This is a genomic window from Pseudomonas lini, from assembly GCF_030812475.1.
GTDB lineage: Bacteria > Pseudomonadota > Gammaproteobacteria > Pseudomonadales > Pseudomonadaceae > Aquipseudomonas > Aquipseudomonas lini_A.
In genome coordinates this window covers 300,696-319,163 of the sequence record NZ_JAUSSR010000001.1, presented here as the reverse complement: position 1 = coordinate 319,163, position 18,468 = coordinate 300,696, and the positions used below count along the sequence as shown (strand labels likewise).

The window sequence follows — 18,468 nt, the reverse complement described above, 5'->3', positions numbered from 1 at the left end:
CAGTCTTAAACGCGCCCAACACCTGGACGCGCCATTTCAATCAATCCGGCGATACACTCGATGACTGTCTGGAGCACAACAGATCGAGACCGGCGCAGTTCACCACCCCGCCAGTCACGTTCGCAGTGTCCCCACACTGCCTTCAGCGCGCTCGCCACTCCCCCAAGCGCGCCCGCAAACGGGCCGCGCACTGGCTGTGCAACTGGCTGACCCGGGATTCGCTGACCCCCAGAACCTCGCCGATTTCCTTGAGATTCAGCTCTTCGTCGTAGTACAGCGCCAACACCAGTCGCTCACGCTCGGGCAGGTTGGCGATCGCGTCCGCCAGCGCCGCCTGGAAGCGTTCATCTTCCAGATCCCGCGACGGTTCCGGATGCGCACTCGCGCCATCCTCGTGCAGCCCTTCGTGTTCGCCGTCCTGCAACAGATCGTCGAAACTGAACAGCCGGCTGCCCAGGGTGTCGTTCAAAATCCCGTAATAATCGTCGAGACTCAACTGGAGTTCGGCCGCAACTTCGTGATCTTTAGCGTCGCGACCGGTTTTTGCTTCAATCGAGCGAATCGCGTCGCTGACCATGCGGGTATTGCGGTGGACCGAACGTGGCGCCCAGTCCCCCTTGCGCACCTCATCGAGCATCGCGCCGCGGATTCGAATGCCCGCGTATGTCTCGAAGCTGGCGCCTTTGCCGGCGTCATATTTGGTCGACACTTCCAGCAGACCGATCATCCCGGCCTGGATCAGGTCTTCGACCTGGACACTGGCTGGCAGACGCGCCAGCAAGTGGTAAGCAATGCGTTTGACCAGTGGCGCGTAACGCTCGATCAGCTCGTACTGCGCGTCACGTGCCGACTGCTTGTAAAAGTTGTAGCCACCGGCTGTCATAGCACCGGTCCTGCGGTTTGTTGCACGAGGCGTTCGACGAAAAACTCCAGGTGCCCGCGGGGATTGGCCGGCAGCGGCCAGGTATCGACCTTCTGTGCAATGGCCTTGAAGGCCAGGGAGCACTTGGAACGCGGGAAGGCCTCATAGACCGCGCGCTGTTTCTGCACGGCCTTGCGCACGCTTTCGTCATACGGCACGGCGCCGACGTATTGCAAGGCGACGTCGAGGAAGCGATCGGTGACCTTGGTCAACTTGGCGAACAGGTTGCGACCTTCCTGCGGGCTCTGGGCCATGTTGGCCAGGACGCGGAAACGGTTCATGCCGTAATCGCGATTGAGCAATTTGATCAGGGCGTAGGCGTCGGTGATCGACGTCGGTTCGTCACAGACCACCAGCAACACTTCCTGGGCGGCGCGAACGAAACTGACGACCGACTCACCAATGCCCGCCGCGGTGTCGATCACCAGGACGTCGAGGTTATCGCCGATATCGCTGAAGGCCTGGATCAGGCCGGCATGTTGCGCCGGGCTCAGATGCACCATGCTCTGCGTGCCGGACGCGGCCGGCACGATACGAATGCCGCCCGGGCCTTGCAACAGAACGTCGCGCAACTCGCAGCGGCCTTCGATCACGTCGGCCAGGGTACGTTTGGGTGTCAGTCCCAGCAGGACGTCGACGTTCGCCAGCCCCAGGTCGGCGTCCAGCAACATGACGCGCCGGCCGAGCTCGGCGAGAGCCAGGGACAAGTTCACTGACACGTTAGTTTTCCCGACGCCACCTTTGCCGCCGGTCACCGCGATCACCTGTACGGGATGCATGCTGCCCATGTTATTTCTTTACCTTGTCTTGCATAGACGGAGGCCACATTACTGGCTGCGCGTTCACATACGGAACAATGCATGGCAGGCCATCGATGTAGGTACAAAAACTATTCATTGCTACCTCAGCCGACCTGTTTGGTCGGGCTGTGATAAATATCAGCGAACATATCAGCCATGGCTTCTTCGCTGGGTTCTTCCTGCATTTGCACGCTTACTGCACGGCTGACCAGATGATGACGACGCGGCAGATGCAAATCATCCGGAATCCGCGGGCCATCGGTCAGGTAAGCCACGGGTAAATCATGGCTGATGGCCAGGCTCAACACCTCGCCCAGACTCGCCGTTTCATCCAGTTTAGTCAGGATGCAGCCAGCGAGCCCGCAGCGCTTGTAACTGTGATAAGCGGCCGTCAGCACCTGTTTCTGGCTGGTGGTGGCCAATACCAGATAATTCTTTGACTTGATGCCACGCACCGCCAGGCTTTCGAGCTGCATGCGCAGGGCCGGGTCGCTGGCCTGCAGGCCGGCGGTATCGATCAGCACCACGCGCTTGCGCAGCAAGGGATCGAGCGCCTGCACCAGCGATTGCCCCGGGTCGACGTGCGTCACCGGCACATTGAGGATGCGGCCGAGGGTCTTGAGCTGTTCCTGGGCACCGATCCGGTAGCTGTCCATGCTCACCAGCGCGATATTCTGCGCGCCGTACTTGAGCACGTACCGGGCCGCGAGTTTGGCCAGGGTGGTGGTCTTGCCCATGCCGGCAGGGCCGACCATGGCAATCACACCGCCCTCTTCCAGGGGTTCGATGTCCGGTGTATTGATCATCCGCGCCAAATGCGCCAGCAACATGCGCCAGGCCTGACGGGGCTCTTCGATGTCGGGAATCATTGCAAGCAAATCCCGGGACAACGGACCGGACAGGCCGATGCGTTGCATGCGCCGCCAGAGGTTGGCCTGGGCCGGGCGGCTGCCTTGCAGCTGATTCCAGGCCAGGGAGCCGAGTTGCACTTCCATCAATTCGCGCAGGCTGTTGAGCTCGAAACGCATCGAGTCGAAGGCGCGCGGGTCGACGCCACCGGAGAACGCGGCAGGCGCTGGCGCAGGGCGCGCAGGTTCGGTGTAAGTCGGCTCGACCAGCGGCTCGGCGGCGGTCAGCGGCAGGCCGGCGAACAACTGACGATTGGTGGCCTTGTCGCTCTCGCCTTCGCTACGCAGGCTCAGTTCGGCCTGGGCGGTGACGATCCGCGACTGGGTCTTGCGCAGTTCGTCTTCGAGCTCCATGTTCGGCACACGCGGCGCCAGCGCCGACAGCTTGTAATCCAGGGCGGCGGTCAGCTCGACACCACCGGCGATCCGGCGGTTGCCAATGATGGCGGCGTCAGCGCCCAGCTCATCACGAACCAGCTTCATGGCCTGACGCATATCGGCGGCGAAAAAACGCTTAACTTGCATGAACCCTTACCTCAGCCGTTGGGCCCTACTGTCGCAACGATGGTCACTTGCTTGTTGTCAGGGATTTCCTGGTACGCCAACACATGCAAGCCCGGGACTGCGAGCCGGCCAAATCGCGACAACATCGCGCGAATCGGACCGGCTACCAGCAGAATCACCGGTTGACCTTGCATTTCCTGGCGCTGCGCCGCCTCGATCAACGAGCGCTGCAGCTTTTCAGCCATGCTTGGCTCCAGCAGAACGCCCTCTTCCGAGCCTTGTCCCGCCTTCTGCAGACTATTGAGCAATATCTGTTCCAACCTTGGCTCCAGCGTGATCACTGGCAGCTCGGAGTCAGTGCCTACAATGCTTTGGACGATTGCGCGGGATACGCCGACGCGGACGGCCGCCACCAGCGCGGCGGTATCTTGACTCTTGGCCGCGTTGTTCGCGATGGCCTCGGCAATGCTGCGAATGTCCCGCACCGGTACCTGTTCGGCCAGCAAGGCCTGCAACACCTTGAGCAGTTGCGACAGCGAGACCACGCCCGGCACCAGTTCTTCAGCCAGCTTTGGCGAGCTCTTGGCCAGCAATTGCATGAGTTGCTGCACTTCTTCGTGTCCGATCAGCTCACTGGAGTGCTTGTACAGAATCTGATTTAAATGAGTAGCCACCACGGTACTGGCATCGACCACGGTATAACCGAGGGATTGCGCCTGGGCCCGCTGGCTGACTTCGATCCAAACCGCTTCCAGACCGAAAGCCGGATCTTTGGCGTTTATGCCGTTCAACGTACCGTAGACCTGCCCCGGGTTGATCGCCAGTTCCCGGTCCGGGTAAATCTCCGCTTCGGCCAGGATCACCCCCATCAGGGTCAGGCGATAGGCGCTCGGTGCCAGGTCGAGGTTGTCACGGATATGCACGGTCGGCATCAGGAAGCCCAGGTCCTGGGACAGCTTCTTGCGCACGCCCTTGATCCGCGCCAGCAACTGACCACCCTGGTTGCGATCCACCAGCGGAATCAGGCGGTAGCCGACTTCCAGGCCGATCATGTCGATCGGGGTGACGTCGTCCCAGCCCAGCTCCTTGGTTTCCTGGGCGCGGGCCGGCGACGGCAGCAGCTCCTGTTGACGCTGGACCTCTTGCAGGGCCTGGACCTTGACGTTGTTCTGCTTCTTCCAGAACAGGTACGCGCCGCCGGCTGCCAGGGCCGCCATGCTGAGAAAGGAAAAGTGCGGCATGCCCGGCACCAGGCCCATCACCGCCATCAAACCGGCCGAAACCGCCAGTGCCTTGGGCGAGGCGAACATCTGGCGGTTGATCTGCTTGCCCATGTCTTCGGAACCGGAAGCACGGGTCACCATGATCGCGGCGGCTGTCGATAACAACAGTGATGGCAATTGCGCCACCAAACCGTCACCGATGGTCAATAGCGCGTACACCTTGCCGGCATCGCCGAAGGTCATGCCGTGCTGGAAGATCCCGACCGCCATGCCGCCGATCAGGTTGATGAACAGAATCAACAGGCCGGCGATGGCGTCACCGCGCACGAACTTGCTGGCACCGTCCATGGAACCATAGAACTCGGCTTCCTGGGCCACTTCGGAGCGTCGGGCCTTGGCCTGGTTCTGGTCGATCAAACCGGCGTTCAGGTCGGCGTCGATCGCCATCTGTTTGCCGGGCATGGCATCGAGGGTGAAACGCGCGCTCACCTCGGAAATCCGCCCGGCACCCTTGGTCACCACCACGAAGTTGATGATCATCAGAATCGCGAACACCACGATACCGACCACGTAGTTACCGCCGATCACCACCTCGCCAAAGGCCTGGATCACCTTGCCGGCAGCGGCATGACCGTCCTGGCCGTGGAGCATCACCACCCGCGTCGAGGCCACGTTCAACGCCAGCCGCAGCAGCGTCGCCACCAGCAGGATGGTCGGGAATACCGCGAAATCCAGCGGGCGCAAGGCGTAGACACACACCAGCAGGACCACAATGGACAAGGCGATGTTGAACGTAAAAAACACGTCCAGCAGGAACGGCGGCATCGGCAACATCATCATCGCCAGCATGACCAGCAACAACAACGGCACACCCAGATTGCCGCGACTCAAGTCGGCAACGTTCGTGCGAGCAGTGTTGAATAACTGAGAGCGATCCACCGGTTTTCCCCGTGCCTTTGAAGCAAACTTTTGACGCCAGGTGCAGGCGCAGAGGGGGTACTGCAAGAAGCCTTCCAACTTTTGCCGAGGGTTGAAACAGAGGGGTTTATCCGGGGATTTTTCAGCGTCAGTGCCGGCTTCTTCGCGGGCAAGTCGGATCGCCGCACCGCCGCGCCCACAAGGTTTGGCAGTGAACTCAAAATTGTGATTCAACGCAGCCCCCTGTGGGAGCGGGCTTGCCCGCGAAGAGGCCGGCACTGCCAGCAAACATCTCGGAAAGAGCGCTACAGATCAGCAAATTCGAACGAGTCCAGCGTACCTATCAGTTCTGCTAGTACCCAACCCTAGCCAAACCGCCAATACTGAACTCCCGCACTTTGGACATTCGGAGCCCCCCCATGACATCGTCGCGCGAGACCATACTCTGCCAATACCGCTACGATTCCCTTGATCGATTGACCAGTCACGCCCTGCCAGAAACCCCCGAGCGCCAGCGCTTTTACTGCAAGAGCAGGCTGGTCACGGAGATACAGGGGGCGATGCGTTATTCGATCGTCCAGCATGGTGACCAGCTGCTGGCGCAACAACGAAGAGAGGGGAATGCGCTTGATACCACGCTGCTGGCCACCGATCAGCAGCGTTCGGTGTTGCAGGCGCTCAAGGCCAATCATTAACCGCAGCCCATCGCCTATTCGCCCTATGGCCATCGCGCAATTGAAAACGGCTTTCTCAGCCTCCTCGGATTCACCGGCGTGAATTAATGGGAGTTCATCCGACCAAAGCAAAAATAATCAGAGACCAGTGGATTTCTGCGGACCTACTTTAAAAACAGTCGATAAAATTAGAGAATCGCAACCTTCGGCAGCCCCTACACCGGTAAAGCGTATAGCCTGAAGCTGCCGAAGGCTGCGACTCTTTGACTTCAAACATAAATGTTTAACAGACATAGCCAGACACTTAAAAAATCTACACATACTTGCGCCACAGCCTACAACAACGCCAATATTCACCAGCTTGTGCACTTGATGGTCGTGCCTGACGGTTTCCCTGTTAATCTTTTGAGCAGATCTTATCCAAAAAGCTTTAATTTAAAACGGTGCCTCATGGGACCTTGGCGACATCACTTCTCCTCTGCCTTGGATTTCTCGTATCCTAACTGACTCATAGGCGGGAGCTCTTATTACAAGCTCGACATAGTCTCCATGACGACCGGCATCTGGCGATCTATGAAATGTGTAATCTCGACCCTCTTTTAAAGCTTTTTGGTTTCCTGCATAAACACCAAATCTCTTTTCACCATAATGAATAGTACGTTCATAGGTAGGGGTCGAGTAGAAACCTTTCCCATACCAACCGTTGCGAAGTTTTTCTGGATTAATTCCGGAAAGCAAGCTGGCTGTATTTTCTTGTGGACTTCCGTGATACCCAATAAGTTCGTTAAAGTCAAACTCTTTGTGTTTCTCTGAAGGCATGGCAGACATCGAATTGCGTCTTTTTACAGATGCACCAGCATTTTTTGTAGGATTCTCAAATTCAAGTCGCATTTTTTTTGGAACATTCGCATAGACAGTATCAAACCACTCATCTACATTCTTAAAATTTCCAGGGGCGAATACTAGTTTTCCTAGAGTTGGTTTAATTGTTAGAAACTTTAAGGGTGAGTGTCCATTTGGATCCGCCGAGTTTACCGGATCCCCCAAGCAGTATGCGTAACAATTCAACCCGCCCCGGCCGAACGGACTTAGTTTGTCCGGACTATTGAATCGCATTAGTGTCGGATTAAACGCTCGATACCCGTTCCCAAGCAAATAATGCCCGGTCACCGGATCCGGCCGTTCGCCGGTGAATCCGAGGAGGCTGAGAAAGCCGTTTTCAATTGCGCGATGGCCATAGGGCGAGTAGGCGATGGGGTGTCGCTGATGATTTGCGTTAAGCGTGTGCAGTACTGAACGTTGCGGGTCCGTCATCACCAGCGTGGTATTCAATACATCGTCCTCACGGCGCCGTTGTGCCAATAGCAGCTCGCCGCACTGAAGGATAGTGCGCCGCGCCCTGAAGCTCATTGGATATACGGCTTTCGCAGTAGAAACGCCTAAGCACTGGTTTGTCCGCCAGTGAATCGCTGATCAATCGGTTAAGGGCGTCGTAGCTATAATGGCACAGCAACGTTAGCCGCGTGGAAGACATTGTGTGCTCCTGGCTTTCAAGAGTTGGAGGCTTGATTGTCTACTCAGTTGACGAATCCGCCTACTAACAGAACTGCTAGGTTTACATAAGGCAGAAAAGATGATGACACCCGGCTGGCCGTTTCAAGATCAAAAGATCGCAGCCTTCGGCAGCTCCTTGTATCTCGACTATCGCTCCATCAGGAGCGATAGTCGAGATACAAGATACCGTCTTGAACCTCACAACCAAAAAGAACCAAAAAGGCAACCAAAAAGGGGACACCCATTAGCCTTGACTCGAGACCGGCTAATGGGTGTCCCCTCTTGTGTTCAGAGGGGGTACTGCAAGAAGCCTTCCAACTTTGCCGAAGGTTGAAACAGAGCGGTTTATCCGGGGATTTTTCAGCGTCAGTGCCGGCTTCTTCGCGGGCAAGTCGGATCGCCGCACCGCCGCGCCCACAAGGTTTGGCAGTGAACACAAAATTGTGATTCAACGCAGCCCCCTGTGGGAGCGGGCTTGCCCGCGAAGAGGCCGGCACTGCCAGCAAACATCTCGGAAAGAGCGCTACAGATCAGCAAAATCGAACGAGTCCAGCGTACCTATCAGTTCTGCTAGTACCCAACCCTTGCCAAACCGCCAATACTGAACTCCCGCACTTCGGACCTTCGGAGCAACCCAACCATGACATCGCCGCGCGAAACCGTGCTTTGCCAATACCATTACGATCCCCTCGATCGACTGATCAGTCACGCCCTGGCAAATATCCCCGAGCGCCAGCGTTTTTACTGCAAGAGCAGGCTCGCCACCGAGATACAGGGGGCGATGCGCTATTCGATTGTCCAGCATGGCGACCAGCTGTTGGCGCAAAAACGAAGTGAGGGTAACGCACCCGATACCACGCTGTTGGCCACCGATCAGCAGCGTTCGGTGCTGCAGACGCTCCAGGCGGATCATCCACAGCACCCCATCGTCTATTCGCCCTATGGCTACCACCTGGCTGCAAACGGACTTCTTAGCTTGCTTGGCTTTAACGGTGAAAGGCCGGACCCGATAACTGGATGTTATTTACTGGGGAATGGGTATCGGGCGTTTAATCCGACTTTGATGCGATTCAATAGCCCAGACAGCTTGAGTCCATTCGGCAAAGGCGGGCTAAATTCATATGTTTATTGTTTAGGCGACCCTATGAACAGGAGCGACTCAAATGGTAGATCTTCGGAACTTGTGAGTCGCATATTTTCAAGATGGCTAAATAAAACCAGGGTCAGGTTACACTTAAAAAACTCCGCAACAGCAAATCCGTTAAAACTGAACCAAATCAACCCTGCAGAATTCACAAACAAAAAACTAACAGCAACATCCCTACTAAAAGATAGAGCTTACAACGCGACAAATACGTTGTTAGGAAAAGTTCCAGGAAAAGACATACAACTCACTGATACAGCTAACAACCTCCAAAAAAGCGGACTCAAACTGTGGGAAGACGAAACCGGCTTCAACAACCTGAACATTCACATGGAAAATAAAACTAGAAACACCTTTGATTTTCATGTTATCGGCGCAGGCATTGAAGGAAAATTAAATGGCGTCACTTCTAAAGTAGCAAACAATCTCTCACAACAAATTGCCAGCGGCGAAACACCTAAAAATATATTTATTAGAGACGCATTCCCGACCAAGCTTCATATAAACATTCACCAGCAACGTGAGATTTATAGACAGTCCGGACTAGCGCTACCGCATTACTTTCGACCAGACATAGAGGCAGACTTTATTAGAAAGTAGAATAAAACTCTCTCAGCAAAAAGCAGCAAAAAGCAGCAAAAAGGGACCAGCAAAAAGAGCAAAAAGGGGACACCCATTAGCCGGTCTCGAGACAAGGCTAATGGGTGTCCCTTTTTCTCTTTTTTGTCAGGACTTCAAAAGTTAATCAGTTTTACTTTTCCGCCCCGACAATATCGAACTCTCCGCTGGTGAAATCAAAGGTTTGTCCTGTGTCTTGGCGAGCTGAGCGAAAATTAAAAGTGCCTGTCAGATGTTCTTTAGCTGGGTCGTAAGTCACATCTATCTCACCGCTTTTGCCAATATAGTAGATGCCCTCCCAATAGAAATTTATCGCGACGCCATCTTCGCCAATGATGTATTTTTTGGTAGAAAAATTCTTTGGGAGCGTAAAGTGAAGAATAGTTTCCGGCCACGAAGTTTGATAGCTTCGCACGGACCCCGAGCCAAATGGACTGACGTAAAATTCAGTTATATCGGCATTGAATTTTCTCCATTGATGAAGCTCCGTATTGCAGGACAAAGCCCCTGTGCTATTGGTATTACTAGACGATTGCTGGTGTTTTTCAATGGGCATTGATTGATCCTTTTATGAAAAGACCCGCCAGGATGAAAAATATTGGTCGGATCGCTTAAGGCCAATCTAGTTAGAGAAAACACTTCTGTATACTGTCATTCATGACAGGTCGGAAGTATTTTTTATGATCGAAAGAGCAGCATCCTGCTCGAAATTGTGCGCCTGTAGACCGTCTGAATCCACTTCAACACTGCGACATAACACCGGAGCAAACCTCATCGCCAGGGTCGCGGTGATCATCCCGCCAAATCCCCCCTGCACCGATGGCCGACATCCGCTGCGCGGTATTCCAAGTACTTCGAAAGTTTTCCGCGTCAAGATCAAACGATCGCACCTTGGGCAGATACACGGGGTAGTGATGGCGTGTAGAAGCCGCCGAAGACTGCGCTTTTGATTTTAAACACTCATGTTTAATCCACATCTCCAGACACTTACAGAGCCTACACATTCTTGCGCCTTAGCCTACGACTGCGCCAGAATCCGCCGGCTTGTGCGCCTGAGGGCCGGGCTTTATCGTTTCGCGGTCGCTGAAAAACAGCGATCGGGTTTGGTAGCCCGACAATTAGTCGCATAGCGCCATCGCTTGCAGGTCTCATCAGACCTCGGCTTATGGTGGCCATGCGCAGGGCCTCTTCGGGGGCGCCGGGTCCTAATTGCCGGTCTACCAACCCGCGTATGGCCGCCACCCTACGTTTGGTAGCGAGGGTGAAGGCTCCTTGATTACAATTAGGAGTTTCACCATGTTCAAAGTAACGCCCAACCCACCGGAAACCGAAGACGTTTCCACAGACACCCCAATCGACCCGCAAAAACTCCACGAAGCCGCCGACCGCGCGCTCGATGAGTACATCAACCTGTCCGCTCGCATAAACGCCACAGCGCGAAAGCCCAGCACGATGTTCGTCATTGCGCCCGGCATCGATACCGAAAGCCTGTTGGCCCATGCCTGCGAGTCGTTGGCGTCGGCCAGGGTTGTGGCTGATGACTTTGCCGGATGCCTGAGAGGTTCTCAGCGCAATACGATGATGGCGATTGCGCAGATGATCATGCTGGGCGAATTGGCGGTGAATCGCGCGCTGGATAATGTCGATCCGCAGGGCTAGTCAAGGACTCAAGTAATGCACAATTCATGTGGGAGCGGGCTTGCTCGCGAAAGCGGTGTGTCAGTCAACATCTCTATTGACTGGAACGGCCTCTTCGCGAGCAAGCCCGCTCCCACAGGTTTTTGTGTGTCGGCTGACTGGCTTGGGACTGGTCAGGAATCGCGGCGCAGATCCGGGGGAATCGGGAGATCATCCTTGAGCGGATCCGGGCGTTTGCCCTTGCCCGCGCGGTGCTGGCGGATCTGGTAGACGTAGGCCAGTACCTGGGCGACGGCCAGGTAGAGCCCGCCCGGGATCTCCTGCTCCAGTTCGGTGGAGTAGTAGATCGACCGCGCCAGCGCCGGGGATTCGAGCAACATCACCTCATGGGCCACCGCAATTTCGCGCATCTTCAGCGCAAGGAAATCACTGCCCTTGGCCACCAGCATCGGCGCCCCACCCTTCTCCGGGTCGTACTTGAGCGCCACGGCGTAGTGGGTCGGGTTGGTGATGACGACATCGGCATCCGGTATGGCGGCCATCATCCGCCGCTGGGACATATCGCGCTGCAGCTGGCGAATCCGCTGCTTGACCTCCGGCCGCCCTTCCTGTTCCTTGTGCTCGTCGCGAATTTCCTGCTTGGTCATCTTCAGTTTGTTGGCGCTTTCCCACAGCTGCACCGGCACGTCCACCGCGGCGATGATGATCAGGCCGCAGGCCATCCACAAGGTGCTCCAGCCGACCACTTGCAGGCTGTGGATGATCGCCATGTCCAGCGGTTCATGGGCGATGCGCAGCAGATCGTCGATGTCCGAGGACAACACCGCCAGCGCCACGAACAGGATGATGAAAAACTTGGCCAGGGCCTTGAGCAGTTCCACCACGGCCTTGGACGAGAACATGCGCTTGAGGCCTGCGCCGGGGTTCATGCGGCTGAACTTGGGCGCCATGGTGCCGGGGGAGAACAACCAGCCGCCCAGGGAAATCGGGCCGATCAGCGCCGCCAGCAGCAAGGTAATCATCACCGGCTGGATCGCCAGCAATGCAATCAGCCCCGAGTGCAGCAGGTAGCTGCCCATGGAACGCTGGTCCAGGATCACTTCCCGCGACAAGGAGAAGTTCATCCGCATCAAATCCATCAGTTCCTGGGCCAGTGCCCCGCCGAAGATCAGCAGCGCACCAGCACCTGCGAGCATGATCGCCAGGGTATTGAGTTCCTTGGAGCGGGCAATCTCGCCCTTCTCCCGGGCGTCCTTTTTCTTTTTCTCCGTGGGATCTTCTGTTTTGTCCTGACCGCTTTCGCTCTCTGCCATGACTCAGCGCGCCCGTGCCAGTTCACGTAACCACTGCAAGGCCTCGGAGGCCAGCGGTTGATACTGGTTGATGATGTCCGCGAGCCCGACCCAGACGATGAACAGACCGAGCACCAGGGTCAGCGGGAAACCGATGGAGAAGATGTTCAACTGCGGCGCCGCCCGGGTCATCACGCCGAACGCGATGTTGACCACCAGCAACGCAGTGATCGCCGGCAGCACCAGCAACAGCGCCGCGCCCAGGACCCAGCCGAGCTTGCCGGCCAGGTCCCAGAAATGAGTGACCATCAACCCGCTGCCGACCGGCAACGTGGTGAAGCTTTCAGTGAGGATTTCGAACACCACCAGATGGCCGTTCATGGACAGGAACAGCAACGTCACCAGCATGGTGAAAAACTGGCCAATCACCGCCACCGAGACGCCGTTAGTGGGGTCGACCATCGAGGCGAAGCCCATGCCCATCTGGATTGAGACGATCTGCCCGGCGATCACGAACGCCTGGAAGAACAGCTGCAAGGCGAATCCCAACACCGCGCCGATGAGGATCTGCTCGGCAATCAGCAGCAACCCGCTCAAGTCCAGCGCGTTGACCGGCGGCATCGGCGGCAGGCCCGGAACGATCACCACGGTGATGGCCAGCGCGAAGTACAGGCGCACGCGGATGGGCACCAGGGGCGTGCCCACGATCGGCATTACCATCAATAGTGCCGCCACGCGGAACAGCGGCAACATGAAGGTCGCGACCCAGGTGCTGATCTGGGTATCGGTCAGCTGCAACAGCGACATGGCTTAGCCGATGACCTGGGGAATACTGCCGTACAACTGCAGGATGTATTCCATGAAAGTCTGCACCAGCCACGGGCCGGCCACGATCAGCGTTACCAGCATTACCAGCAAGCGCGGCAGGAAGCTCAGGGTCTGTTCGTTGATCTGGGTCGCCGCCTGGAACATCGCCACCACCAGGCCCACCAGCAGGCTCGGGATCACCAGCACGGCAACCATCATGGTGGTCAGCCACAGCGCTTCGCGGAAGATATCGACCGCCACTTCCGGGGTCATGGCGACACACCGCCGAAGCTGCTGGCCAGGGTACCGATGATCAACGCCCAGCCATCCACCAGCACGAACAGCATGATCTTGAAGGGCAGGGAAATGATCAGCGGCGACAGCATCATCATGCCCATGGCCATCAGCACACTGGCCACGACCAGGTCGATGATCAGGAACGGAATGAAGATCATGAAGCCGATCTGGAACGCGGTTTTCAGCTCAGAAGTGACAAAGGCCGGTACCAGGATGGTCAGCGGCGCCTGGTCCGGCGAAGCGATGTCGGTGCGCTTGGACAGACGCATGAACAGCTCCAGGTCGCTGCTGCGGGTTTGCGCCAGCATGAAGTCCTTGATCGGCACCTGGGCCTTGGCCACAGCATCCTGGGCCGTGAGTTTTTCCGCCAGATAGGGTTGCAAGGCATCCTGATTCACCCGGTCGAACACCGGCGCCATGATGAACAGGGTGAGGAACAGCGCCATGCCCGTGAGGATCTGGTTCGACGGCGTCTGCTGCAGGCCCAGGGCCTGGCGCAGGATCGAGAAGACGATGATGATCCGGGTGAAACTGGTCATCAGCATGACGAACGCCGGGATGAAACTCAGCGCGGTCATGATCAGCAGGATCTGCAGGCTGACCGAGTATTCCTGGGCGCCTTCGGCATTGGTGCCCAGGGTGATCGCCGGGATCGACAACGGGTCGGCGGCGTACGCCAGCGGCGCACCCAGCATCAAGGCCAGCGTAAAGACGATGCGTAACGCAGCCATCACTTCTTATCCTTGTGATCCTTGCCCATCAGCTCCATCAGGCGCAGGGCAAATTCGGGAGTGGCCTTCTCGGTGGTCGGCACCTGAACCGGCTCCTTGAGCACATGCAAGGCGGTGATGCTGCCAGGACTGAGGCCGAGCAGAATCTGCTCGTTGCCGACCTGCACCAGCATCAGCCGGTCGCGCGGGCCGAGCGCGCGCGAGCCGATCAGCTCGATCACCTGCCCCTTGCCGGCCGGCCCGGCCTGCTGCACCCGGCGCAGCAGCCAGGCGAGGAAGAAAATCAACCCCAGCACCAGCAGCAGGCCGAACACCAGCTGGGTCAATTGCCCGGCCACTCCGCTGCTGACCGCCGGTGCCGCCGCCGTGGCGACAGTCGCCACCGGTTCGGCCGCCAGCACGTTGAACGGCAAGGCCAGCGCCAACCCTGATAACCCACGCAGGACCTTTTTCACTCAGCGCAGCTTCTTGATGCGTTCGCTTGGGCTGATCACGTCGGTCAGGCGGATGCCGAACTTCTCGTTGACCACCACCACTTCGCCGTGGGCGATGAGTGTGCCGTTGACCAGGACGTCCAGCGGCTCACCGGCCAGGCGGTCGAGCTCGATCACCGAACCCTGGTTGAGTTGCAGCAGGTTGCGGATATTGATCTCGGTGCTGCCGACTTCCATGGAAATCGACACCGGAATGTCGAGGATCACCTCCAGGTTCGGACCGTCGAGGGTGACCGGATTGTTGTTCTTCGGCACGCCGCCGAACTCTTCCATCGCCAGACGGTTGGACGAAGAGCTGGCAGCATCGGCGGCCAGCAAGGCGTCGATGTCGGCCTGCCCGTCACCGGCTTCCTCGAGAGCGGCCGCCCATTCATCAGCCAGCGCCTGGTCGTCCTGGGTGTGTATATCGTTAGCCATCATGTGTCCTCGGCGGGCACCCCGTTCAACGGGGCGCCGTCAGTTAAAAGCGAATGTGCAGCGCGCCGGTCAACGGCGCTCGATCGGCTCGATCACTTGCAACGCGAGGTTGCCTTTGTGCGAGCCCATCTTGACTTTGAACGCAGGCACGCCATTGGCGCGCATGATCATTTCTTCCGGCATGTCGACCGGGATAATGTCCCCCGGCTGCATGTTCAGGATGTCCCGCAGGCGCAACTGGCGACGGGCAACCGTGGCGCCGATCGGCACGTCGACATCCAGCACGTCCTGGCGCAGGGCGTTGACCCAGCGCTCGTCCTGATCGTCGAGGTCCGACTGGAAACCGGCGTCGAGCATTTCGCGCACCGGCTCGATCATCGAATAGGGCATGGTCACGTGCAGGTCGCCGCCACCGCCATCGAGTTCGATGTGGAAGGTCGACACCACAACAGCCTCGCTCGGGCCGACGATGTTGGCCATGGCCGGGTTCACTTCCGAGTTGATGTACTCGAAGCTCACTTCCATGATCGCCTGCCACGCTTCCTTCAGATCGACGAAGGCCTGCTCGAGCACCATGCGCACCACGCGCAGTTCGGTCGGGGTGAACTCGCGTCCTTCGATCTTGGCGTGGCGACCGTCGCCGCCGAAGAAATTGTCCACCAGCTTGAACACCAGCTTGGCGTCGAGGATGAACAGCGCGGTGCCGCGCAACGGTTTGATCTTGACCAGGTTGAGGCTGGTCGGCACGTACAGCGAGTGCACGTATTCGCCGAACTTCATCACCTGCACGCCGCCGACGGCCACGTCCGCCGAACGGCGCAGCAGGTTGAACATGCTGATGCGGGTGTAGCGGGCGAATCGTTCGTTGATCATCTCCAGGGTCGGCATGCGTCCACGGACGATGCGATCCTGGCTGGTCAGGTCATAGCTTTTGACGGTGCCGGGCTCGGCAGCCGTATCGGTCTGTACCAGCCCATCGTCGACACCGTGCAACAGTGCGTCGATCTCATCCTGGGACAGCAGGTCCTGCACGGCCATGTCGTGTTCCTACTGCAGTACGAAATTAGTGAAAAGCAATTGTTCGATGACCACTTTGCCGAGTTCTTTCTGTGCCACTTCCTGGACGCTGGCCGTGGCCTTCTGCCGCAACATTTCCTGGCCGACCGGGGATGCCAGGGTGGCGAAGTCCTGTGCGGAAAACAGCATGACCAGGTTATTGCGGATCACCGGCATGTGCACCTTGAGCGCGTCCAGGCCGGCTTGATCGCGCCCCTGCAAGGTGATGCTCACCTGCATGTAGCGCTGGCGGCCGTTCTGGTTGTAGTTGGCAATGAAGGCGGGAAGCAGGGGCACGAAAACCGACGGCTGTTTGCCGACGACCACGGTGTCGAGCGCGTCGGCTGGCTTGCTCTGGGGGCTGTGCATGAAGTACCAGGTAGCCCCGCCAGACAAGCCGATCGCCAGCAGCAACGCGCCCGCTATCGCAATGATCAGCTTGAGCTTGCCTTTGGTCGCGGGGTCTTTCACTGCGTCTTCGCTCTTCGCCATGCCAATAATCCGTCACTAATCGGGGTTTCACGGTTGCAGGCTAGGCAAGAGCAAGTGTTATGCCAATGTAGGAGCGAGCTCGCTCGCGAAAAACGCCAGGACAACGCGTGAATCCTGGAAGAACGCGTTATCGTTGAAGTCCATCGCGAGCAAGCTCGCTCCTACAGGGAGGGGGGCTTGGTCAGGCGTAGTAGTCGACTGCGCTGGAGCCGATCACGCGGGTAGTGCTGGAGGATGCTTCGGCGCCTGCTGGCGCACGCTCGTCATCCATGGAATCGAGGCGACCACCGCTGGCGCTGGTCCTCCCGCCGTGACTTTGCTGTGCCTGGTCCTGTCCTTGCTGCGACCCACGGGACTGGTCGGACACATTGACATCAACCTGCCCCATCCCCTGCTGCGCAAACATCTCGCGCAAGCGATGCATCTGTCCGTCCAGCGCTTCGCGCACAACCGGATGCGCGCTCATGAAGGTGACCTGGGTCTGTTGATCAGGGACCATGCTCACGCGAATGTCCAGGCGCCCGAGTTCGGCCGGCTGCAACTGGATGTCGGCCGCCTTGAGGTTGGCGCTGGACAGGTACATGACCCGGTTCACCACTTCTTCGCTCCAGCCACTTTGATGCATGGCGATCGGCTGGTTCACCGGCTGCGCGTTAGCGGTTTTCGGCGTGGCCGCCTGGGTCAGCGCCGCCAGACGGCTGGCGAAATCGTCGACACGGGTATCGCTACTGGCGGCGCTCAAGTCTTTCAAACCGTCATCGAGCAGACCGCTGAAGGCCTTGTCCCCGCCCTCGGTGCTGTCCTTTTCGGCCTGCACGTCAAGCAGACTCGCCTTGCCGGCGACCAGATTTTGCGCCGCAGCCGGCTCGCCGTCGGCCTCTGCCTCGGCCGAGGTCGGCAACGCTGGCGGCTGAGCCTGGCTGGAGGCGCAAACGTGCCCGCTCTGCTCCATGGCCATGCGCACGGCTGGCAGGGCGTCGAGCGGGTCGGCTTGGGGGTCGAATCCGGTGTCCGCGGTGACGACGACCGCGATCATTGCCACGACCATCGGCTGTTCGCCCTGGGGTGGCACGGCGTCTACCCCTGGCGACGTTTGCGCACCGAGTGCCGGGTCTGCAGGATCGAGCGTCGGGTCGACCGCCGCCTCGGTGACCGGGGTGTCAGCGCCATTCGCCTCCTCGCTGGCGACCTTGTCGTCGGTCGCCGGCTTATCGGCGGGCAAGGATTTGCCGCTATCGGCAACGGCCGGTTTCGGGGCGGCAGCCTTGTCGTGACTGACGTCCGTTTTGTCCGGCCCCTGCGCTACCTTCTCGCGCATTGGCCTGGCGGGTCCGTCATTCACCGCATAACGGGTATTGCGCGCCTGATTGGCGTAGACATCAGCGAAGCCGGATGCCTTGGCCCCGGGCTCGGCGACCTGCGCCGGTGGATTGGCGCAAGCCGCTTTGGCCTTGGAATGGGCGGCGGCCTGGACAAGAACAGGGGGGGTTACGGGCATGGAACAGTCTCCGCCGCACTGGGATTGTTAGTACAGGTGACGGAGATGAAAGCAAAGGTCGCGCCAGGTTTAAACTGCACGCGCTAAAAGCGTTGGACGCTCGCCTTGGTCGGTAAAGCTCGCTGACGTTCGGCTTCATACAGCCGCCGGACTATGGCGAATTCACCGTCGATCTCACCGACCAGTTTTTCCACGCCCGACAGGTTTTTATGCTTGGCACGCTGCTCCAGCTCATGGCACAGCTCGGCCAGGCGCACGGCCCCCATGTTGCTGCTGCTGCCCTTGAAACTATGGGCAGCATTCATCAACTGCTGGGCATCACCGGTTTTGTGCAATAGAACCAGGCGTTCTTCAGCGTCAGCGAGAAAGGTATCCAGCAATACCGGATACTCATCCTCCATGACCTCTTGCAACGCGCTCAGCACGTCGCGGTCCAGATGTGTGTCAGCCACTTGCTCACTCCTTGATCAAGAATGCGTGG

Annotated in this window: 20 protein-coding genes; 3 read left to right on the top strand and 17 right to left on the bottom strand. The window is 58.3% G+C overall.

Annotated elements, in window-relative coordinates; genetic code table 11:
• Positions 1-142: 142 nt before the first annotated feature.
• The 4 genes from fliA to flhA all read right to left on the bottom strand — a co-directional run bounded on the left by fliA (position 143) and on the right by flhA (position 5,296).
• Positions 143-883 carry an RNA polymerase sigma factor FliA gene (fliA, locus tag J2W17_RS01560; RefSeq protein WP_307328135.1) on the bottom strand — a complete coding sequence of 247 codons (741 nt, stop codon included), beginning with the start codon at positions 881-883 and terminating at the stop codon, positions 143-145.
• On the bottom strand, positions 880-1,710 hold the full coding sequence (fleN, locus tag J2W17_RS01555) for a flagellar synthesis regulator FleN (protein WP_007975361.1): 831 nt from the start codon (positions 1,708-1,710) through the stop codon (positions 880-882). Before fleN ends, fliA begins: the two co-directional genes overlap by 4 nt.
• Before the next feature lie 116 nt (positions 1,711-1,826).
• Positions 1,827-3,155 (bottom strand): flagellar biosynthesis protein FlhF, encoded by a 1,329-nt coding sequence (flhF, locus tag J2W17_RS01550; protein WP_307328129.1) that lies wholly within the window; start codon positions 3,153-3,155, stop codon positions 1,827-1,829.
• Between the two features lie 11 nt (positions 3,156-3,166).
• Complete coding sequence (gene flhA, locus J2W17_RS01545; protein ID WP_307328126.1) at positions 3,167-5,296, bottom strand: flagellar biosynthesis protein FlhA; 2,130 nt, start codon at positions 5,294-5,296, stop codon at positions 3,167-3,169.
• Between the two features lie 398 nt (positions 5,297-5,694).
• On the opposite strand from flhA, the gene J2W17_RS01540 reads away from it, so the two are divergent.
• Positions 5,695-5,970: a hypothetical protein gene (locus J2W17_RS01540; RefSeq protein WP_307328123.1), complete on the top strand. Its 276-nt coding sequence runs from the start codon at positions 5,695-5,697 to the stop codon at positions 5,968-5,970.
• 414 nt (positions 5,971-6,384) lie between these two features.
• Here the strand turns inward: J2W17_RS01540 and J2W17_RS01535 are convergent, their stop codons facing one another.
• Positions 6,385-7,281: an RHS repeat-associated core domain-containing protein gene (locus tag J2W17_RS01535; RefSeq protein WP_307328120.1), complete on the bottom strand. Its 897-nt coding sequence runs from the start codon at positions 7,279-7,281 to the stop codon at positions 6,385-6,387.
• An 862-nt stretch (positions 7,282-8,143) separates the two neighbouring features.
• Here J2W17_RS01535 and J2W17_RS01530 point away from each other — a divergent pair.
• Positions 8,144-9,247: an RHS repeat-associated core domain-containing protein gene (locus J2W17_RS01530; RefSeq protein ID WP_307328117.1), complete on the top strand. Its 1,104-nt coding sequence runs from the start codon at positions 8,144-8,146 to the stop codon at positions 9,245-9,247.
• A gap of 151 nt (positions 9,248-9,398) precedes the next feature.
• Here J2W17_RS01530 and J2W17_RS01525 read toward each other — a convergent pair whose 3' ends face one another.
• Both J2W17_RS01525 and J2W17_RS01520 read right to left on the bottom strand, forming a co-directional pair.
• Positions 9,399-9,821 (bottom strand): hypothetical protein, encoded by a 423-nt coding sequence (locus tag J2W17_RS01525; RefSeq protein WP_307328114.1) that lies wholly within the window; start codon positions 9,819-9,821, stop codon positions 9,399-9,401.
• Between the two features lie 99 nt (positions 9,822-9,920).
• Positions 9,921-10,061 carry a hypothetical protein gene (locus tag J2W17_RS01520; RefSeq protein WP_307328111.1) on the bottom strand — a complete coding sequence of 47 codons (141 nt, stop codon included), beginning with the start codon at positions 10,059-10,061 and terminating at the stop codon, positions 9,921-9,923.
• A 500-nt stretch (positions 10,062-10,561) separates the two neighbouring features.
• On the opposite strand from J2W17_RS01520, the gene J2W17_RS01515 reads away from it, so the two are divergent.
• The gene (locus J2W17_RS01515; RefSeq protein WP_307328108.1) at positions 10,562-10,924 is read left to right on the top strand and encodes a DUF6124 family protein; all 363 of its coding nucleotides are present in this window, start codon (positions 10,562-10,564) and stop codon (positions 10,922-10,924) included.
• Between the two features lie 152 nt (positions 10,925-11,076).
• On the opposite strand, the gene flhB is transcribed toward J2W17_RS01515, so the two are convergent.
• The 10 genes from flhB to J2W17_RS01465 form a co-directional block, all read right to left on the bottom strand.
• Positions 11,077-12,216: a flagellar biosynthesis protein FlhB gene (gene flhB / locus J2W17_RS01510; protein WP_307328104.1), complete on the bottom strand. Its 1,140-nt coding sequence runs from the start codon at positions 12,214-12,216 to the stop codon at positions 11,077-11,079.
• A 3-nt stretch (positions 12,217-12,219) separates the two neighbouring features.
• Positions 12,220-13,002, bottom strand: coding sequence for a flagellar biosynthetic protein FliR (gene fliR, locus J2W17_RS01505; protein WP_307328101.1), 783 nt, complete (start codon positions 13,000-13,002; stop codon positions 12,220-12,222).
• Between the two features lie 3 nt (positions 13,003-13,005).
• On the bottom strand, positions 13,006-13,275 hold the full coding sequence (fliQ, locus tag J2W17_RS01500; RefSeq protein ID WP_307328099.1) for a flagellar biosynthesis protein FliQ: 270 nt from the start codon (positions 13,273-13,275) through the stop codon (positions 13,006-13,008).
• On the bottom strand, positions 13,272-14,030 hold the full coding sequence (gene fliP / locus J2W17_RS01495) for a flagellar type III secretion system pore protein FliP (protein ID WP_307328096.1): 759 nt from the start codon (positions 14,028-14,030) through the stop codon (positions 13,272-13,274). The genes fliQ and fliP overlap by 4 nt, the downstream gene beginning before the upstream one ends.
• Entirely contained in the window at positions 14,030-14,485 is a 456-nt protein-coding gene (gene fliO, locus J2W17_RS01490) for a flagellar biosynthetic protein FliO (RefSeq protein ID WP_307328092.1), read from the bottom strand. The genes fliP and fliO overlap by 1 nt, the downstream gene beginning before the upstream one ends.
• Positions 14,486-14,941, bottom strand: a complete 456-nt coding sequence (gene fliN, locus J2W17_RS01485) for a flagellar motor switch protein FliN (protein ID WP_307328089.1) — start codon at positions 14,939-14,941, stop codon at positions 14,486-14,488.
• A 69-nt stretch (positions 14,942-15,010) separates the two neighbouring features.
• Entirely contained in the window at positions 15,011-15,979 is a 969-nt protein-coding gene (gene fliM, locus J2W17_RS01480; protein WP_307328086.1) for a flagellar motor switch protein FliM, read from the bottom strand.
• Between the two features lie 9 nt (positions 15,980-15,988).
• Complete coding sequence (gene fliL, locus J2W17_RS01475; protein WP_307328084.1) at positions 15,989-16,489, bottom strand: flagellar basal body-associated protein FliL; 501 nt, start codon at positions 16,487-16,489, stop codon at positions 15,989-15,991.
• A 181-nt stretch (positions 16,490-16,670) separates the two neighbouring features.
• Entirely contained in the window at positions 16,671-17,987 is a 1,317-nt protein-coding gene (locus J2W17_RS01470) for a flagellar hook-length control protein FliK (RefSeq protein ID WP_307328082.1), read from the bottom strand.
• 83 nt (positions 17,988-18,070) lie between these two features.
• On the bottom strand, positions 18,071-18,439 hold the full coding sequence (locus J2W17_RS01465; protein ID WP_307328079.1) for an Hpt domain-containing protein: 369 nt from the start codon (positions 18,437-18,439) through the stop codon (positions 18,071-18,073).
• Positions 18,440-18,468: the final 29 nt, after the last annotated feature.